Source organism: Sphingomonas melonis (genome assembly GCF_013409985.1).
Taxonomy (GTDB): Bacteria; Pseudomonadota; Alphaproteobacteria; order Sphingomonadales; family Sphingomonadaceae; genus Sphingomonas; species Sphingomonas melonis_A.
This window is the reverse complement of sequence record NZ_JACCBY010000002.1, coordinates 814,715-828,295: the sequence shown is the minus strand read 5'-3', so window position 1 is coordinate 828,295 and position 13,581 is coordinate 814,715. Positions and strand designations below refer to the sequence as shown.

The window sequence follows — 13,581 nt, the reverse complement described above, 5'->3', positions numbered from 1 at the left end:
CGGGTCCGATCGGCTTTTACATCAGATCCGTCACTCCGGACGTGTTCCGGGGTCCACCCCGCCGCGTGAGACGTGTCGAACCAAGCCCTTCTCCTCGCCGCAGAGTGGACCCCGGAACAGGTCCGGGGTGACGGAGTGGGCTTGGACGTCGACGCGCGCGATAGGCGACGGCCCTGCCCGCCAGGGGGCACCGCGCAGCGGTGACGGAGGGGGGGAGAGGGCGGGAGCCCTACGATCAGGCTCCCAGGAACCGCTACCCTGCCATTGCCCCCAGCACGGCATGATAGCGGTTCGCGGGGATCGGCCGCTCAAGCTGGCAGCCGATCCTTCCACCCAGCGCCCAGCGCACGGTGGCGCGCACGTCGCCCACGGCGGGCAGCCGGATGAAGAGCCAGTCGCCGGCACCCACCGCCACGTCGCTGCGGATCATCAGACCCGATGGCGACAGGTTGACGATCAGCACCGAAACGCGCCGCTGGTCGGCCAGCATCGCGCTGCTGCGGTGATGCACCTCGTCGCGCGGTTCGCTGCGGTCGTCGGACAGGTTCGTCGCTGCAATCACCACACCCAGGCTCCTCCGAAACGACCCCATGACCATTTCGGACATAACCCTAGGTGGCGAGGCGTTTACAACTGCTTACCGTGTCGGGGTGAGCAGACCGTGCAGCTTCTTGCCCGCCGACACGCGCACCTCGGCATCGCCCAGCGCGATCGTCGCGCCTTCGTCGCTCACCTTCTCGCCGTCGACGCGCGCGCCGCCGCCGGCGATCAGCCGCCGCGCCTCGCCCTTCGACTTGGCGAAGCCGAGCGCGACCAGCGCATCGACCACCGCGATCGAGTCGCCCGACACCGCGACGCTCGGCAACGCATCGCCGCTCGCGCCCTCCTCGAAGGTGCGCCGCGCCGTCTCCGCCGCCAGCTCCGCCGCGGCGCGGCCGCGGCACATCGCGGTCGCCTCGTTGGCGAGTACCTTCTTCGCCTCGTTGATCTCCGCGCCGGGCAGCGCCTCGAGCCGGGCGATCTCGTCGAGCGGCAGGTCGGTGAACAGCCGCAGGAAGCGGCCGACGTCGCGGTCGTCGGTGTTGCGCCAGAATTGCCAGTAATCGAAGTGCGGCAACTGGTCCTCGTGCAGCCACACCGCGCCGGCCATCGTCTTGCCCATCTTGCCGCCGTCGGCAGTGGTGATCAGCGGTGTGGTGACGCCGAACACCTCGGTGCCGTCCATCCGCCGCGCCAGCTCGATCCCGTTGACGATATTGCCCCATTGATCGCTGCCGCCCATCTGCAACCGGCAGCCGGCGCGCCGCGACAGCTCCAGGAAGTCATAGGCCTGGAGGATCATATAGTTGAATTCGAGGAAGCTCAGCGACTGTTCGCGGTCGAGGCGCAGCTTGACCGAATCGAACGACAGCATCCGGTTGACCGAGAAATGCTGGCCGACATCACGCAGGAAGGGGATGTATTCCAGCCGGTCGAGCCATTCGGCATTGTCGACCATCACCGCGTCGGTCGGTCCGTCGCCGAAGGTCAGGAAACGTTCGAAGATGCGCTTGATCGAGGCGACATTGGCCTTGATGCCGTCCTCGCCGAGCAATTTGCGCGCCTCGTCCTTGAAGCTGGGGTCGCCGATCTTGCCGGTGCCGCCGCCCATCAGCACGATCGGCTTGTGCCCGGTCTGCTGGAGCCGGCGCAGCAGCATGATCTGCACGAGGCTGCCGACGTGGAGCGACGGCGCGGTCGGGTCGAAGCCGATATAGCCCGGCACCACCGTCTTCGTCGCGAGCGTATCGAGCGCGGTCGCGTCGGTCAGCTGATGGATGTAGCCGCGCGAGGCGAGCGTGCTGAGCAGGTCGGACTGGTAGGTCATCCGCGCCGGTTAGCAAGCGACGCGCCGCCCGTCACCCTCCAGGCGCAGGTGGGGATCGCGGGTGCAGGTCTGCTTCCCCCCGGAGAACAGCACGAGCCGCATTGCCACGCGGTCCATCGCCGCCGCCAGACACCCGGCCGGGTGGAAGGCGCCGCGGACGCGCCACCTCTGCGTTCTCCGCGCTTCAGCGCGACCACGGTCTTCTTCTGCCACGCGCCCTCACAGGGGAACGGCGATCCTCGCCCGCAAACCGGTCAGCGCCGCGGCAGCTGGCTCTGCGGATCGACCGGCGTGCGCCCCTTGCGCAGCTCGAAGTGCAGCTCCGGTCTGTCGGCGAAGCCGGTATCCCCCGACAGCCCGATCGTCTGGCCGCGCTTGACGCTCTGGCCCCGCTGGACGAGCAGCTTGGAGGCATGCCCGTAGACGCTGGTCCAGCCGTTGCCATGGCGGATGATGATCAGCCCGCCGAGCGCCGCGATGCCATCGCCGGCATAAGCGACGACGCCGTCGGTGGTGGCATGGATCGGCGTCGACACCGGCACCGCGATCTTGATGCCGTCGTTGCGCTCGCCGCTCTTGCCCGGGCCGAAGCGACGGACGACTTTGCCCTCGACCGGCCAGACGAAGCCGCCCTGCAACCGCGCCGGCGCCGCCACGACGGCGGTCGGCGGCAGCACCCGGCCGGGGTTGGCGACCGGCCTGGCGGGGGCTTGGCGCGGCGCCACGGCGGGCTCGCCGCCGGTCAGGATATCGTCGATGTCGAGCTTGAACGCGGCGGCGCGGTCGGACAGGCTCGGCGGCCGCGCGGGATCGCCGGGGATCAGCACGCGCTGACCGGCGCGCAGCACATAGGGTTCCTCGAGCTGGTTGGCGCTGACGATCCGCGACCATTCGACGCCATAGGCGCGCGCGATGGCGATGCCGGTCTCGCCGGGGCGGACGAGATGATAGCGACCGCCAGGGATGGTCAGCCGCTGGCCGGCGCGGATCGTATAGGGCGGCTCCAGCCGGTTGGCGCGCGCGATCGCCTCCGATCCCGCGCCGGTGCGCTCGGCGACGCGGCGCAGCGAATCACCGGGGGCGACGACATAGCTCTGGTCGGGCACGACCCTGGCGTCGGGGCTGACCGGTCGCGCCTCCCACGCCGGGCGCGCGGTGCGCGGCATCGCCACGTCGCCGCGCGGCGGTGCCGCTTCCCGGACGGGTGCGGCGGGGCGGGGGCGCCGCTCGGCACGGGACGGGCGCTCGGCACGGGGCGGCGGCGCGGCATCCTGCGGCGGCTCGCGCCACGGCGCGTTGCGTTGCGGCAGCGGCGCGGGCGGTGGCGCCGCCTGCGGTGGCGGCTCGACGCTGGGGATGCAGGCGGACAGCGTCAGGCCGGCGAACGCCAGGCTGTATGCGATCCGCTCCCGCCGCATGCGGTCAGCGCTTGGGTTCGAGCAGTTCCAGCCCGCCGAGATAGGGCCTCAGCACCGCCGGCACCGCCACGGCACCGTCGGCCTGCTGGTAATTCTCCAGCACCGCCACCAGCGTCCGCCCGACCGCCAGCCCCGAACCGTTGAGCGTGTGGACGAAGCGCGTCGTCTTCTCGCCCTCGGCACGGTAGCGCGCGTTCATCCGCCGCGCCTGGAAGTCGCCGCAGGTCGAGCAGCTCGAAATCTCGCGATACGTGTCCTGCCCGGGCAGCCAGACCTCCAGGTCATAGGTGCGCCGCGCGGTGAAGCCCATGTCGCCCGCGCACAGCAGCATCCGCCGATAGGGCAGGTCCAGCGCGTCGAGGATTGCCTCGGCGCAGCCGGTCATCCGCTCATGCTCCGCCTCGGACGCGTCCTCGGGGACGATCGACACCATCTCGACCTTGTCGAACTGATGCTGGCGGATGTAGCCGCGCGTGTCGCGCCCGGCCGCCCCCGCTTCCGACCGGAAGCACGGCGTCAGCGCCGCGAAGCGCAGCGGCAGCTCGCCCGCGGGCAGGATCGCCTCGCGCACGATATTGGTCAGCGACACTTCGGCGGTCGGGATCAGCCAGCGGCCGTCGGTGGTCCGGAACAGATCCTCGGCGAACTTGGGCAATTGCCCGGTGCCGAACACGGCTTCGTCGCGGACGAGCAGCGGCGGCGCCACCTCCTCGAAGCCATGGTCGCGGGTCAGCGTGTCGAGCATGAACTGGCCGAGCGCGCGTTGCAGCCGTGCCGCGGCCCCGCGCACCAGCGTGAAGCGCGCGCCGGCGATGGCGACCCCGGTCTCGAAATCGAGGCCGAGCGCCGGTCCGATCGCGTCATGCTCCCTGACCGGGAAGGCGAAGCCGGGCGGCGTGCCGCGCTGGTGGACGACGACGTTGCCGCTCTCGTCCTCGCCCGCGGGCACGTCGGCAGCGGGGCGGTTGGGCAGCGCGGCGAGCGCGGCGTTCAGCCGGTCCTCGGCCGCCGCCTCCGACGCTTCGAGCTGGGGCAGCAGGTCCTTGAGCGCGGCGACCTCGGCCATCAGCGCCTGGGCGCGCGCCTCGTCCTTCTGCGCCTTGGCCTGGCCGATCTGCTTGGACAGATCGTTGCGGCGGGTCTGCGCGTCCTGCGCGGCGGCGATCGCGGCGCGGCGTTCGTCGTCGAACGCGAGCAGCGTGGCCGCCTGCGGGGCGACGCCGCGGCGGGCAAGGGCGGCGTCGAAGGCGGCGGGATCGTCCCGGATGGCGCGGATGTCGTGCATGATGCGGCGGCTATGCCGACGCGCTCTCCGCCGCGCAAGTCGGCAACCCCAGCGGCCCCGGCGGCGTTGACCCGTCGAGTCCAACGATCAGGAGTAACGCCATGCAGGTTCCCCACAACGCCTTCGTACTGGTCGCCGACGGGCGTAAGGCCTTGTTCTTCCGTAACGAAGGCGATGCCGAATTCCCCAACCTGCGGGTCGAACACGCGCAGGAACAAGCCAATCCGGCCGACCGCGACCAGAAGACCGACGCCGCCGGCGGGGCCAGCTCGACGCAGATGGGCACGATGGGCGAGGTCGATTTCCACCAGCAGGAGGAGGATCGCTTCGCCGCCGACACCGCCGACATGCTCAAGCGTCGCGCGCTCGCCAACGAGTTCGATTCGCTGATCATCGTCGCGCCGCCCAAGACGCTCGGCGAATTGCGCCGTCACTATCACAAGGAGGTCAGCAGCCGGTTGACCGGCGAACTGGCCAAGGACCTGACCGGCCATCCGGTGCCGGACATCGAAAAGGCGCTCAGCGCCGCCTGACGCAGGGCGGCCTGACGCTTGAAGGGGTGCCGGACGTGGGTCCGGCGCCCCTTTGCGTATCTTGCGCTCAGGCCGCCTGTGGCTTGGCGAAGCGCTTGCGGGCGATCAGTGCGGCTGCCGCGGCGCCGAACAGCAGCACCATCGGTGGTGCGGGCACTGGCGCGGGCGGGCCGCCCGATGATCCCGGCGGACCCGGCGGCGGACCGCCGTGGTGACCGCTCGACGTCCAGCCCCCGTTCGACGACCAGCCGCCGCTGGTGCTCCAGCCCTTCGAACTCGAACCATAATTGCCCTGATTCTGATTCTGATTTTGGTTCTGGTTCTGGTTCTGGTTCTGGTTCTGGTTGTTGGTGTTGTTGTTCGAATTGCTGTTGTCGATGTCGACGTTGGCGCCGCCGGTCGAGCTGCTCGTCGAGGACGAACTCGACACATTGCCGGACGACGAACTGGAGACGTTGCCGGACGACGACGAACTGCCCGACGAGGAACTGCTGGTCGAGGTCGATCCGCCGCTCGACGTCGACGAGATCACGACGCTGCCGCTCGATCCCGACGAGCCGCCACCGAAGAAGCCTCCTCCGAACCCGCCGCCGAACCCCCCGCTGCCGCCGACCACCACGGGCACGCCACCGCCACCGCCGCCGACGAAGCCCTGCGATGCGGGCAGGGGGACCGGCACCGGCGCCGCCTGGCTCGCCACGGTGACCACCGTCGGTGCGCAGCTCGTCGTCGTGGTCGTCACGACGCGGCGGCGCACGCCCTGGCGCTGGACCGCGGCGACCTGTCGCCGGACGATGACGCGCTTCTTGACCTGCTTGACATAGGCGGGCCGGTTCGGCCGCTCGGCGACATGCACCGCCCCGCCACCGATCAACGCTCCTCCGCATGCGCAGGCGCACAATTTCGCCAATGCCATCCTGACGGACATAAGGTCTCTTTCCCGTTGCTGGCGCCGATGCCCCAGAATCGCGCTCGCAGCCGCGCGGTGCTGCCATAGGACCAAGCGCCGAAGATATCGCTAAGTGCAAGAACCTTCGGCGGATTGTTGCGGCGATATCGGGTTTTCACCACCCTGATGCGTCGCCAACGCCGTTAACGTACCAGAGTGGAACAGATGTTGCCTCCGCCGTTTACCATGCCCGGTTCGTCGCGGCAGTGCAGCAATCACAGGACCGATGTGGTGCAATAAAAGAACGCAGGCACGTACGATTCGGTAACTGTCATCGCTTGTGGTTCCTCTCCGGCGCGATTATAGGCGCTTCAACCATTTGGGGGCGGCCCCGAGGTCATCATGGGGCCGGAGGGAGAGTGGTATGGCAACGCAAGTCAGTCAGATCGACGATGTAACGACCAATCCGCCGGCGGCCAACGATGCCGACGATGGCTATCGGCCCAGCGCCGACGAACCGTTCATGAGCCTGCGCCAGCAGGCGTATTTCCGCAACAAGCTGCTGCGCTGGAAGGATGCGATCCTGCAGGACGCGGCCGGTACGCTGAACCAGCTGCAACTGGACTCGCTACGCGAGGCCGACCTCACCGACCGCGCGTCGAGCGAGACCGACTGGTCGATCGAGCTGCGCACCCGCGATCGCCAGCGCAAGCTCGTCTCGAAGATCGAGGCGGCGATCCGCCGCATCGACGAGGGCGAATACGGCTATTGCGAAGTGACCGGCGAACCGATCAGCCTGGGCCGGCTGGAGGCGCGTCCGATCGCGACGATGACGCTGGAGGCGCAGGAACGGCACGAGCGCAACGAGAAGATCTCGCGCGAGGATTGAACCGCCGCGGGTGATTGACGTTTTCGTTACTTCCCGACTCTTAGGTGCTGGTGCCGATGCGGCACCGGTCATACAGGCTTCGTTTATGGACAGCTTTTCCCACGACCCGTTCGACAGGTCCGATGCGGCCGGCGGATCGCAGCGAAGCCAGACGCGCGACAGCCTGTTCCTCATGGCACCGCTGCGCTTCGAGGAGGAAGACACCGTCCGCGACGTGCGCGTCCGCAACCTGTCGGAGGGCGGGCTGATGGTCGACTGTGCCCGCGTCAAGGAGCCGGGCACCGCGGTGACGCTCGACCTGCGCGGCATCGGCAAGGTCACCGGAAAGGTCGCTTGGTGCACCGAAGGGCGGATCGGCATCGCGCTCGATTCGCCGATCGATCCGAAGAAGGCGCGCAAGCCGGTCAGTGGGGCGAAAACGGCCTGAGAGCGGGCATTGCGGCGCGTCAGGAGCGTCGCATGACGCCCCTGCAAAAAGCCCCTCCGCGAAGGGAGGGGCCGGCTGGGCCTAGAGGCCGTTCAGCTCTTCCTTGAGCTTCAGCTTCTTGCGTTTCAAATCATAGAGGAGCGCGGCGTTGGGCAACGGGCGGTGGGTTTCGTCGGCGATGCGGCTTTCGAGCGCGGCATGCTTGGTCTCCAGAGCCTGTTGATGCGTCGTCTGCATTTCGGTGTCCTCCTGATGCATGCGTGTTGGGGGACTGAGTAAACCATCGAAGACGTTAAAAGTCCTCATCGAAATGCGGTGAACGCGATTAGCCGAGTGGCTGCGTGCGACGACTTGGTCCGGCGTCGCGGCTGGGCTAGGGGAGCGCCCAGGCGGCAGGGAATTAGGCATGGACGAAGCACAGATCATCGCCCGGCTCGACGCGTTGCGCACCGAACATCGCGATCTGGATGCTGCGATCGACGCGCTCACCAGCACCGGCGTGCCCGATCAGTTGCAGGTCGCACGGCTCAAGAAGCGCAAGCTGCGGCTGCGCGACGAGATTGCCAATTGCGAGGATCAGCTGATCCCCGACATCATCGCCTGACGGCTTTTTCTGTCCCGACCGAATCACTTCGGCACAACTGGGACCATTATGGCATCTGTCCAAGCCGCGGGGCCTGTGCCACCCCATCGCCATGACCCGCCGCAGCAGCGAATCGCGCCTCCACGATCGTCTGATCGACTCGCTTTATACCGATGCGATGCTGCTCGCCGACGAGGCGCGCGCCTATTTCGACACTATTGGCCGCGCCGAGCGCGAGACGCTCGATCCGCTGATCCGCGTCGGTTTCTCGTGTGAATCGCTGAAGGTGACGACGCGGCTGATGCACGTCATCGCCTGGCTGCTGACCCAGCGTGCCGTCGATGCCGGCGAACTGAAGCCGCGCGAGGCGCTCGACCCCACCCGTCGTCTCGGCCACGCGCCGCAGTTCGACGTCGACCTCGTGCGGGCGCTGCCCGCGCGCGCGCAGGGGCTGGTCGCGGCAAGCGCCAACCTCCACCGCCGCGTCGGCCTGCTCGACGACGCGCAGGAACAGCAGCACACGCCAAGCCCCGTCCACCGCCTGCACGACCGCCTCGCTTTGGCGTTCTGAACGCCGCGTTCGCGTCCGTCCCTCGCGCAGCCGGGGCGATTGCATAGGAGCGTTGGGTTGGGTCCGCCGCGTCCCCAACCCACCCCGTCACCCCGGACCTGTTCCGGGGTCCACTCTGCGGCGAGGCGAAGGGCTTGATTCTACACCGTTCGGTTGCGGCCCGGTGGACCCCGGAACAAGTCCGGGGTGACGAATCTCACAAGGAACCGATCGAAACTCGCATCCACTGTCGCACACTCCTCGGCCCGCTAAAAGCGCCGGCGCGTGCGACGAGGGTGCGTCCCGTTAAAGTGCCATGTCGTCCGCCGCTCAGCCGAGCAGGCGCGCCTTTGCCGCGGCATATTCGGTCGCGAACCGGTCTACGCGATCGGCGACGCTCTCGACCCGGTCGATCACGCCGATGCCCTGGCCCGACCCCCAGATGTCGCGCCACGCCTTGGCCTTGTTGCCTTCGCCGCCGCCGAAGTTCATCGTCTTGAGGTCGCCCTCGGGCAGATTGTCGGGGTCGAGCCCGGACTTGGCGATCGAGCTGCGCAGGTAATTGCCATGCACGCCGGTGAACAGGTTGGAATAGACGATGTCCGCCGCGCGGCTGTCGACGATCGACGCCTTATAGTCGGGCGCGGCATTCGCCTCGGTGGTCGCGATGAACGGCGAGCCGATATAGGCGAAGTCGGCGCCCATCGCCTGCGCGGCGAGGATCGCGCCGCCGCTGGCGATCGAGCCGGAGAGCGCCAGCGGCCCGTCGAACCATTGCCGGATCTCCTGCACGATCGCGAACGGCGACAGCGTGCCGGCATGGCCGCCCGCGCCCGCCGCGACCGCGATCAGCCCGTCCGCGCCCTTGTCGATCGCCTTGCGCGCGAACCGGTCGTCGATCACGTCGTGCAAGGTGATGCCGCCCCAGCCGTGCACCGCCGTATTGAGGTCCTCGCGTGCGCCGAGCGAGGTGATGACGATCGGCACCTTCCATTTGGCGCAGGTGGCGAGGTCCTGCTCCAGCCGATCGTTCGACTTATGGACGATCTGGTTCACCGCGAACGGTGCCGCGGGCGCCTCCGGGTGGTCGCGATCGTGCGCCGCCAGTTCCTCGGTGATGCGGTGGAGCCATTCGTCGAGCAGCGCCTGCGGCCGCGCGTTAAGCGCCGGGAAGGAGCCGACGATTCCCGCCTTGCACTGCGCGATCACCAGCTCCGGGCCGGAGATGATGAACAGCGGCGAACCGATCACGGGCAGGCGCAGACGGTTGAAAATCGGGGGTGTCATGGCGGCGGCTTCCTCTCTGGATCGGTTGTTTAGCGCAACTGATCGGCCTGTCCAGCAAGGCCCATCTTGCCCGCGCCGAACAAAGGCGTATGGCCCAATGATACAGTGTTTCCGGAGTGTGTCCTTCCATGAAGCTAGCCATTGCCGCCGCCCTTGCTCTGACCGTCTCCACCCCTGCGCTTGCCGCGGGCAGCCTGCCCGCGACGGTGGTGCCGGTGCTCTATGACATCACCGTTGCGCCGAACGCCCAGGCGATGACCTTCACCGGCAGCGAGACGGTGGAGATCGACGTCAAGGCGGCGACCGGCACGATCACGCTCAACGCCGCCGATCTGGCGGTCGCCGCCGCCACCTTCGACGGCAAGGCGGTGCCCTTCGCGCTCGACAAGGACAAGCAGCAGCTCGTGCTGACGCTGCCCGCGGCGGCGAAGGTCGGTCGCCACACCGTCGGCTTCCGCTGGAGCGGCAAGATCAACCAGTCCGCCGCCGGCCTGTTCGCGATCGACTATACCAACCAGGACGGGTCGAAGGCGCGGATGCTCGCGACCCAGTTCGAAGCGCCCGACGCCCGCCGCTTCGCGCCGATGTGGGACGAGCCCGCGTTCAAGGCGAAGTTCCGGCTGAAGGCGACCGCGCCTGCCGGTCAGCTCGCCTTCTCGAACATGCCCGCCACCTCGGTGGCGAAACAGGCGGACGGCACGCAGCTCTACAGCTTCGCCGAGACGCCGGTGATGTCCAGCTATCTGCTCTACCTCGGCATGGGCGATCTGGAGCGCAAGACGGTGCAGGCCGGCACCGTCGAGATCGGCGTCATTACCCGGCGCGGCGTGGTCGATCAGGGCGATTACGCGCTCGCCGAGGCGAAGCGGCTGCTGCCCTATTACAACAGCTATTTCGGCCAGCCCTATCCGCTGCCCAAGCTCGACATGGTCGCCGGCCCGGGCTCCAGCCAGTTCTTCGGCGCGATGGAGAATTGGGGCGCGATCTTCTATTTCGAGCCCGAATTGCTGTTCGACCCCAAGCGCGCCACCGAGAGTGGCAAGCAGCGCATCTTCACCGTCGTTGCGCATGAGATGGCGCACCAATGGTTCGGCGACCTCGTGACGATGCAATGGTGGGACGACCTGTGGCTCAACGAGGGGTTCGCCTCGTGGATGGAGAACAAGTCCGCTGCCGATCTCAACCCGGCGTGGAAGGCGGATGCCGCCGCGGTGTCCAGCGACCGGGAGGCGGCGATGGGCATCGACGCGACCGCCGCGACCCACCCGATCATCCGCAAGATCGAGACCGTCGACCAGATTGGCGAGGCGTTCGACGGCATCACCTATTCGAAGGGGCAGGCGGTCATCGGCATGCTCGAATCGACGCTCGGCCCGGATACGTTCCGCGACGGCATCCGCCGCTACATGGCCAAGTACAAGTTCGGGAACACCGTGACCGAGCAGCTCTGGGCCGAGCTGTCGGCGGCGGCGGGCCAGCCGGTGGCGGAGATCGCGCATGGCTATACGTTGCAGGGCGGCGTGCCGCTGGTGACGCTGACCGGCGCGCGCTGCACCGGCGGCACCACCACCGCGACGCTGGCGCAGGGCCGGTTCGGCCTCGACGAGGCATCCAAGGCGCCGCAGACGTGGAAGGTGCCGCTGGTCGTGTCCACGCTCGGCGGCGGCGAGACCCGGACGATCGTCACTGGTCCGGCGACGACCGTGTCGGTCAAGGGCTGCGGAACGCTGCTGCTCAACAAGGGCAAGGGCAGCTATACCCGCGTGCTTTACGACCAGCCCGGGCACGACGCGCTGGTGCGCGACTATACGCGCCTGCCGCTCGAAGACCGGCTCGGCACGCTCGCCGATGATTATGCCCTTGCCGCAGGGGGATATCAGGACCTGTCGCGCTATTTCGCGCTGATGGGTCAGGTCGGCGCCAATGCCGATCCGCTCGAATGGTCGCTGGTGTCGGGCCGGCTCGGCAGCCTCAACGGCATGTTCGAACGGACCGCGCTGGCCGCGCCGCTGCGCGCCCGCACGGTCGCGATCCTCAGCCCCGTGCTGCAACGTATCGGCTATACCGCCCGGCCGGACGAATCGCCGCTGGTCAGCAACCTGCGCGAGAATCTCGTCGGCCAGCTCGGGTATAACGGCGATCCCGAGGTGCTGCGCCAGGCGCGCAGCTATGTCGCCAAGCTGCCGACCGATCCGACCGCGATCCCGCCGGCGATCCGCCAGCCGATCCTCGCCACCTTCGCGTCCAACGCGAGCGCGGCCGACTGGGACCTGTTGCTGCGCCTGACCAAGGCGGAGACCAATCCGGTCGCCAAGAACCGCTTCGTCTCGCTGCTCGGCTACGCCAGGGACGATGCGCTCGCCGCCCGCGCGCTCGATCTGCTCAAGACCGACACCTTCACCGCGCCGCAGCGCGCCGCGCTGCTCCGCTCGATCTCGGGCGAGCATCCGGACATGGCGTTCGACTGGGCGGTGGCGAATCGCGCGCTGGTCGAGGGCTTTATCGAGGAAAGCAGCAAGGCGAGCTTCATCGTCGGGCTCGGCGGCGGCTCGGTCGATCCGAAGATGCCGGAGAAGATCACGGCCTTCGCCGCGACGATGCCGGAAACGTCGCGCGGTCCCGCCAAGCGGGTCGTGTCGGGTATCGCGGTCCGCAAGGCGGCGACCGAGCGGCTGCGCCCCGCGGTTCAGACCTGGCTCGGCCAGGGCGCGTGAGGGAAGGGAGCGGCCGTGGGTGCGGCCGCTCCTTTCGTCGGATCAGCCGCCGCTGCGGGCGGGGATGCCGGTGACGTCCGCCATCCCGTCGTCGCCGAGCGCGACCAGCCAGGCGCTGCCCTCGATGCAGCGCACCGCCCACACGGGCTTGCCCTTGCGATCGGCCTGACGGGCGACCCCGGCGATGCCCTGGCACGGCTGTTTGGCATCGTCGATCGCGCGGTAGAGCACGCCGTTGAGCTGCCGCGGCGGCAGCGCGGTGACCTTGGCGATATAGCCGGTCTCCTTCGGCGCGGGGCTGGCGGTGTTGGTCGGTTGCGGTTGCGGTTGCGACCCGCAGCCGGTCAAGGCCGCGGCCAGCATCAGCATCATTCCATTACGCATTGCCGTCTCCATGGTCCTGTTGCCGCAGACATAGGCAACGGACACCGGGATCGACAAGGGTCGGCGCCGGCTCAGCGCCAGCCAGTGATCGCCCGGACGCGGTCGACGTCATGCTCGACCATCTGCTGCGTCAGCCGCAGGAACAGCCGCTGCGCCTGCCGCCAGGCGACCGCGCCCGCATGCCGGTCGCGCACGCGATCACCGACGACCAGCCGGCTGCCCCAATCCTCGACCGCCGCCGCCAGATCGTCCGCCATGCCGCCCGGACGGATGACCAGAGAGGGGAAGGGCAGGCGGGACTTCGGCGAGGCGAACAGCCCGTCCGGCTGGGTCGGCGGTGCGAAGAGCAAGGCGCCGGCCACCTTCCGCACGTCATGCGCGGGCGACAGCCGCGCCCACCAGGCGCTCGCCGCGCAGCCCAATCCTTCGGCGACGAGCAGCACGCGCGCATCCGCCTCGCGTACCGCGCGGTCCAGCTTCGCGGCCCAGATGTTGCGCGCGCCCGCTGATCGCGCGTCGAGCGGCACCGCGCCGGAACCGCCGGCCGGCCAGCCGAACATCCGCTGCCAAGCGGGCGTGCCCTCGCCATCGCCGACGGTGACGATCGACAGGCGCGGGTCGGAGAAGGGCAGGGTAGCGATGGCGGTCATGCGCGTCTCTCTCCTCATGGTCGCGGCGGCGATGCCGTCCGCGACTCGGCAGGAGTAGAAGTATGAACGCTTCCTGACGGTGGGCCAGCCCCCATGCCATCGCCC

The 13,581-nt window shown here is 68.7% G+C and carries 15 protein-coding genes; 6 read left to right on the top strand and 9 right to left on the bottom strand.

Going from position 1 to position 13,581, the window contains the following annotated elements:
- Window positions 1-253: 253 nt before the first annotated feature.
- From HD841_RS10465 to serS, 4 genes are all read right to left on the bottom strand, one after another.
- The gene (locus HD841_RS10465) at window positions 254-562 is read right to left on the bottom strand and encodes a PilZ domain-containing protein (RefSeq protein WP_373562989.1); all 309 of its coding nucleotides are present in this window, start codon (window positions 560-562) and stop codon (window positions 254-256) included.
- Window positions 563-637: 75 nt separating this feature from the next.
- Window positions 638-1,867, bottom strand: coding sequence for a tyrosine--tRNA ligase (gene tyrS / locus HD841_RS10460; RefSeq protein ID WP_179508768.1), 1,230 nt, complete (start codon window positions 1,865-1,867; stop codon window positions 638-640).
- Between the two features lie 254 nt (window positions 1,868-2,121).
- The gene (locus HD841_RS10455; RefSeq protein WP_179508767.1) at window positions 2,122-3,285 is read right to left on the bottom strand and encodes a M23 family metallopeptidase; all 1,164 of its coding nucleotides are present in this window, start codon (window positions 3,283-3,285) and stop codon (window positions 2,122-2,124) included.
- 4 nt (window positions 3,286-3,289) lie between these two features.
- Complete coding sequence (serS, locus tag HD841_RS10450) at window positions 3,290-4,570, bottom strand: serine--tRNA ligase (protein ID WP_179508766.1); 1,281 nt, start codon at window positions 4,568-4,570, stop codon at window positions 3,290-3,292.
- Window positions 4,571-4,671: 101 nt separating this feature from the next.
- Here serS and HD841_RS10445 point away from each other — a divergent pair, with 101 nt between their 5' ends.
- A complete protein-coding gene (locus HD841_RS10445; protein ID WP_179508765.1) occupies window positions 4,672-5,103 on the top strand; it encodes a host attachment family protein in 432 nt (143 codons plus the stop codon).
- Between the two features lie 67 nt (window positions 5,104-5,170).
- Here the strand turns inward: HD841_RS10445 and HD841_RS10440 are convergent, their stop codons facing one another.
- Complete coding sequence (locus tag HD841_RS10440; RefSeq protein WP_257015403.1) at window positions 5,171-6,031, bottom strand: hypothetical protein; 861 nt, start codon at window positions 6,029-6,031, stop codon at window positions 5,171-5,173.
- Between the two features lie 385 nt (window positions 6,032-6,416).
- On the opposite strand from HD841_RS10440, the gene dksA reads away from it, so the two are divergent.
- Together dksA and HD841_RS10430 are read left to right on the top strand one after the other, a co-directional pair.
- Window positions 6,417-6,881, top strand: a complete 465-nt coding sequence (dksA, locus tag HD841_RS10435; protein WP_179508764.1) for an RNA polymerase-binding protein DksA — start codon at window positions 6,417-6,419, stop codon at window positions 6,879-6,881.
- 85 nt (window positions 6,882-6,966) lie between these two features.
- Entirely contained in the window at window positions 6,967-7,308 is a 342-nt protein-coding gene (locus HD841_RS10430; protein ID WP_179508763.1) for a PilZ domain-containing protein, read from the top strand.
- 81 nt (window positions 7,309-7,389) lie between these two features.
- Here the strand turns inward: HD841_RS10430 and HD841_RS10425 are convergent, their stop codons facing one another.
- Window positions 7,390-7,545 (bottom strand): DUF465 domain-containing protein, encoded by a 156-nt coding sequence (locus HD841_RS10425; RefSeq protein WP_179508762.1) that lies wholly within the window; start codon window positions 7,543-7,545, stop codon window positions 7,390-7,392.
- A gap of 169 nt (window positions 7,546-7,714) precedes the next feature.
- Here HD841_RS10425 and HD841_RS10420 point away from each other — a divergent pair, with 169 nt between their 5' ends.
- Both HD841_RS10420 and HD841_RS10415 read left to right on the top strand, forming a co-directional pair.
- Complete coding sequence (locus HD841_RS10420) at window positions 7,715-7,912, top strand: YdcH family protein (RefSeq protein ID WP_179508761.1); 198 nt, start codon at window positions 7,715-7,717, stop codon at window positions 7,910-7,912.
- A 91-nt stretch (window positions 7,913-8,003) separates the two neighbouring features.
- Entirely contained in the window at window positions 8,004-8,462 is a 459-nt protein-coding gene (locus HD841_RS10415) for a DUF1465 family protein (RefSeq protein WP_179508760.1), read from the top strand.
- A gap of 309 nt (window positions 8,463-8,771) precedes the next feature.
- Here HD841_RS10415 and HD841_RS10410 read toward each other — a convergent pair whose 3' ends face one another.
- The gene (locus tag HD841_RS10410; protein ID WP_179508759.1) at window positions 8,772-9,728 is read right to left on the bottom strand and encodes an NAD(P)H-dependent flavin oxidoreductase; all 957 of its coding nucleotides are present in this window, start codon (window positions 9,726-9,728) and stop codon (window positions 8,772-8,774) included.
- A gap of 128 nt (window positions 9,729-9,856) precedes the next feature.
- Here HD841_RS10410 and HD841_RS10405 point away from each other — a divergent pair, with 128 nt between their 5' ends.
- A complete protein-coding gene (locus tag HD841_RS10405; RefSeq protein WP_179508758.1) occupies window positions 9,857-12,442 on the top strand; it encodes a M1 family metallopeptidase in 2,586 nt (861 codons plus the stop codon).
- Window positions 12,443-12,484: 42 nt separating this feature from the next.
- On the opposite strand, the gene HD841_RS10400 is transcribed toward HD841_RS10405, so the two are convergent.
- Together HD841_RS10400 and HD841_RS10395 are read right to left on the bottom strand one after the other, a co-directional pair.
- Window positions 12,485-12,826, bottom strand: coding sequence for a hypothetical protein (locus HD841_RS10400; RefSeq protein ID WP_179508757.1), 342 nt, complete (start codon window positions 12,824-12,826; stop codon window positions 12,485-12,487).
- Between the two features lie 71 nt (window positions 12,827-12,897).
- Window positions 12,898-13,476: an alpha/beta hydrolase gene (locus tag HD841_RS10395; RefSeq protein WP_179508756.1), complete on the bottom strand. Its 579-nt coding sequence runs from the start codon at window positions 13,474-13,476 to the stop codon at window positions 12,898-12,900.
- Window positions 13,477-13,581: the final 105 nt, after the last annotated feature.

Bases quoted from the DNA above. Each gene is read 5' to 3' on its own strand.
- tyrS (WP_179508768.1), bottom strand. From the start codon at position 1,867: ATGACCTACCAGTCCGACCTGCTCAGCACGCTCGCCTCGCGCGGCTAC.
- HD841_RS10420 (WP_179508761.1), top strand. From the start codon at position 7,715: ATGGACGAAGCACAGATCATCGCCCGGCTCGACGCGTTGCGCACCGAA.
- HD841_RS10445 (WP_179508765.1), top strand. From the start codon at position 4,672: ATGCAGGTTCCCCACAACGCCTTCGTACTGGTCGCCGACGGGCGTAAG.
- HD841_RS10395 (WP_179508756.1), bottom strand. From the start codon at position 13,476: ATGACCGCCATCGCTACCCTGCCCTTCTCCGACCCGCGCCTGTCGATC.
- HD841_RS10430 (WP_179508763.1), top strand. From the start codon at position 6,967: ATGGACAGCTTTTCCCACGACCCGTTCGACAGGTCCGATGCGGCCGGC.
- HD841_RS10400 (WP_179508757.1), bottom strand. From the start codon at position 12,826: ATGCGTAATGGAATGATGCTGATGCTGGCCGCGGCCTTGACCGGCTGC.
- serS (WP_179508766.1), bottom strand. From the start codon at position 4,570: ATGCACGACATCCGCGCCATCCGGGACGATCCCGCCGCCTTCGACGCC.
- HD841_RS10410 (WP_179508759.1), bottom strand. From the start codon at position 9,728: ATGACACCCCCGATTTTCAACCGTCTGCGCCTGCCCGTGATCGGTTCG.
- HD841_RS10455 (WP_179508767.1), bottom strand. From the start codon at position 3,285: ATGCGGCGGGAGCGGATCGCATACAGCCTGGCGTTCGCCGGCCTGACG.
- HD841_RS10405 (WP_179508758.1), top strand. From the start codon at position 9,857: ATGAAGCTAGCCATTGCCGCCGCCCTTGCTCTGACCGTCTCCACCCCT.
- HD841_RS10425 (WP_179508762.1), bottom strand. From the start codon at position 7,545: ATGCAGACGACGCATCAACAGGCTCTGGAGACCAAGCATGCCGCGCTC.
- HD841_RS10440 (WP_257015403.1), bottom strand. From the start codon at position 6,031: ATGTCCGTCAGGATGGCATTGGCGAAATTGTGCGCCTGCGCATGCGGA.
- HD841_RS10415 (WP_179508760.1), top strand. From the start codon at position 8,004: ATGACCCGCCGCAGCAGCGAATCGCGCCTCCACGATCGTCTGATCGAC.
- dksA (WP_179508764.1), top strand. From the start codon at position 6,417: ATGGCAACGCAAGTCAGTCAGATCGACGATGTAACGACCAATCCGCCG.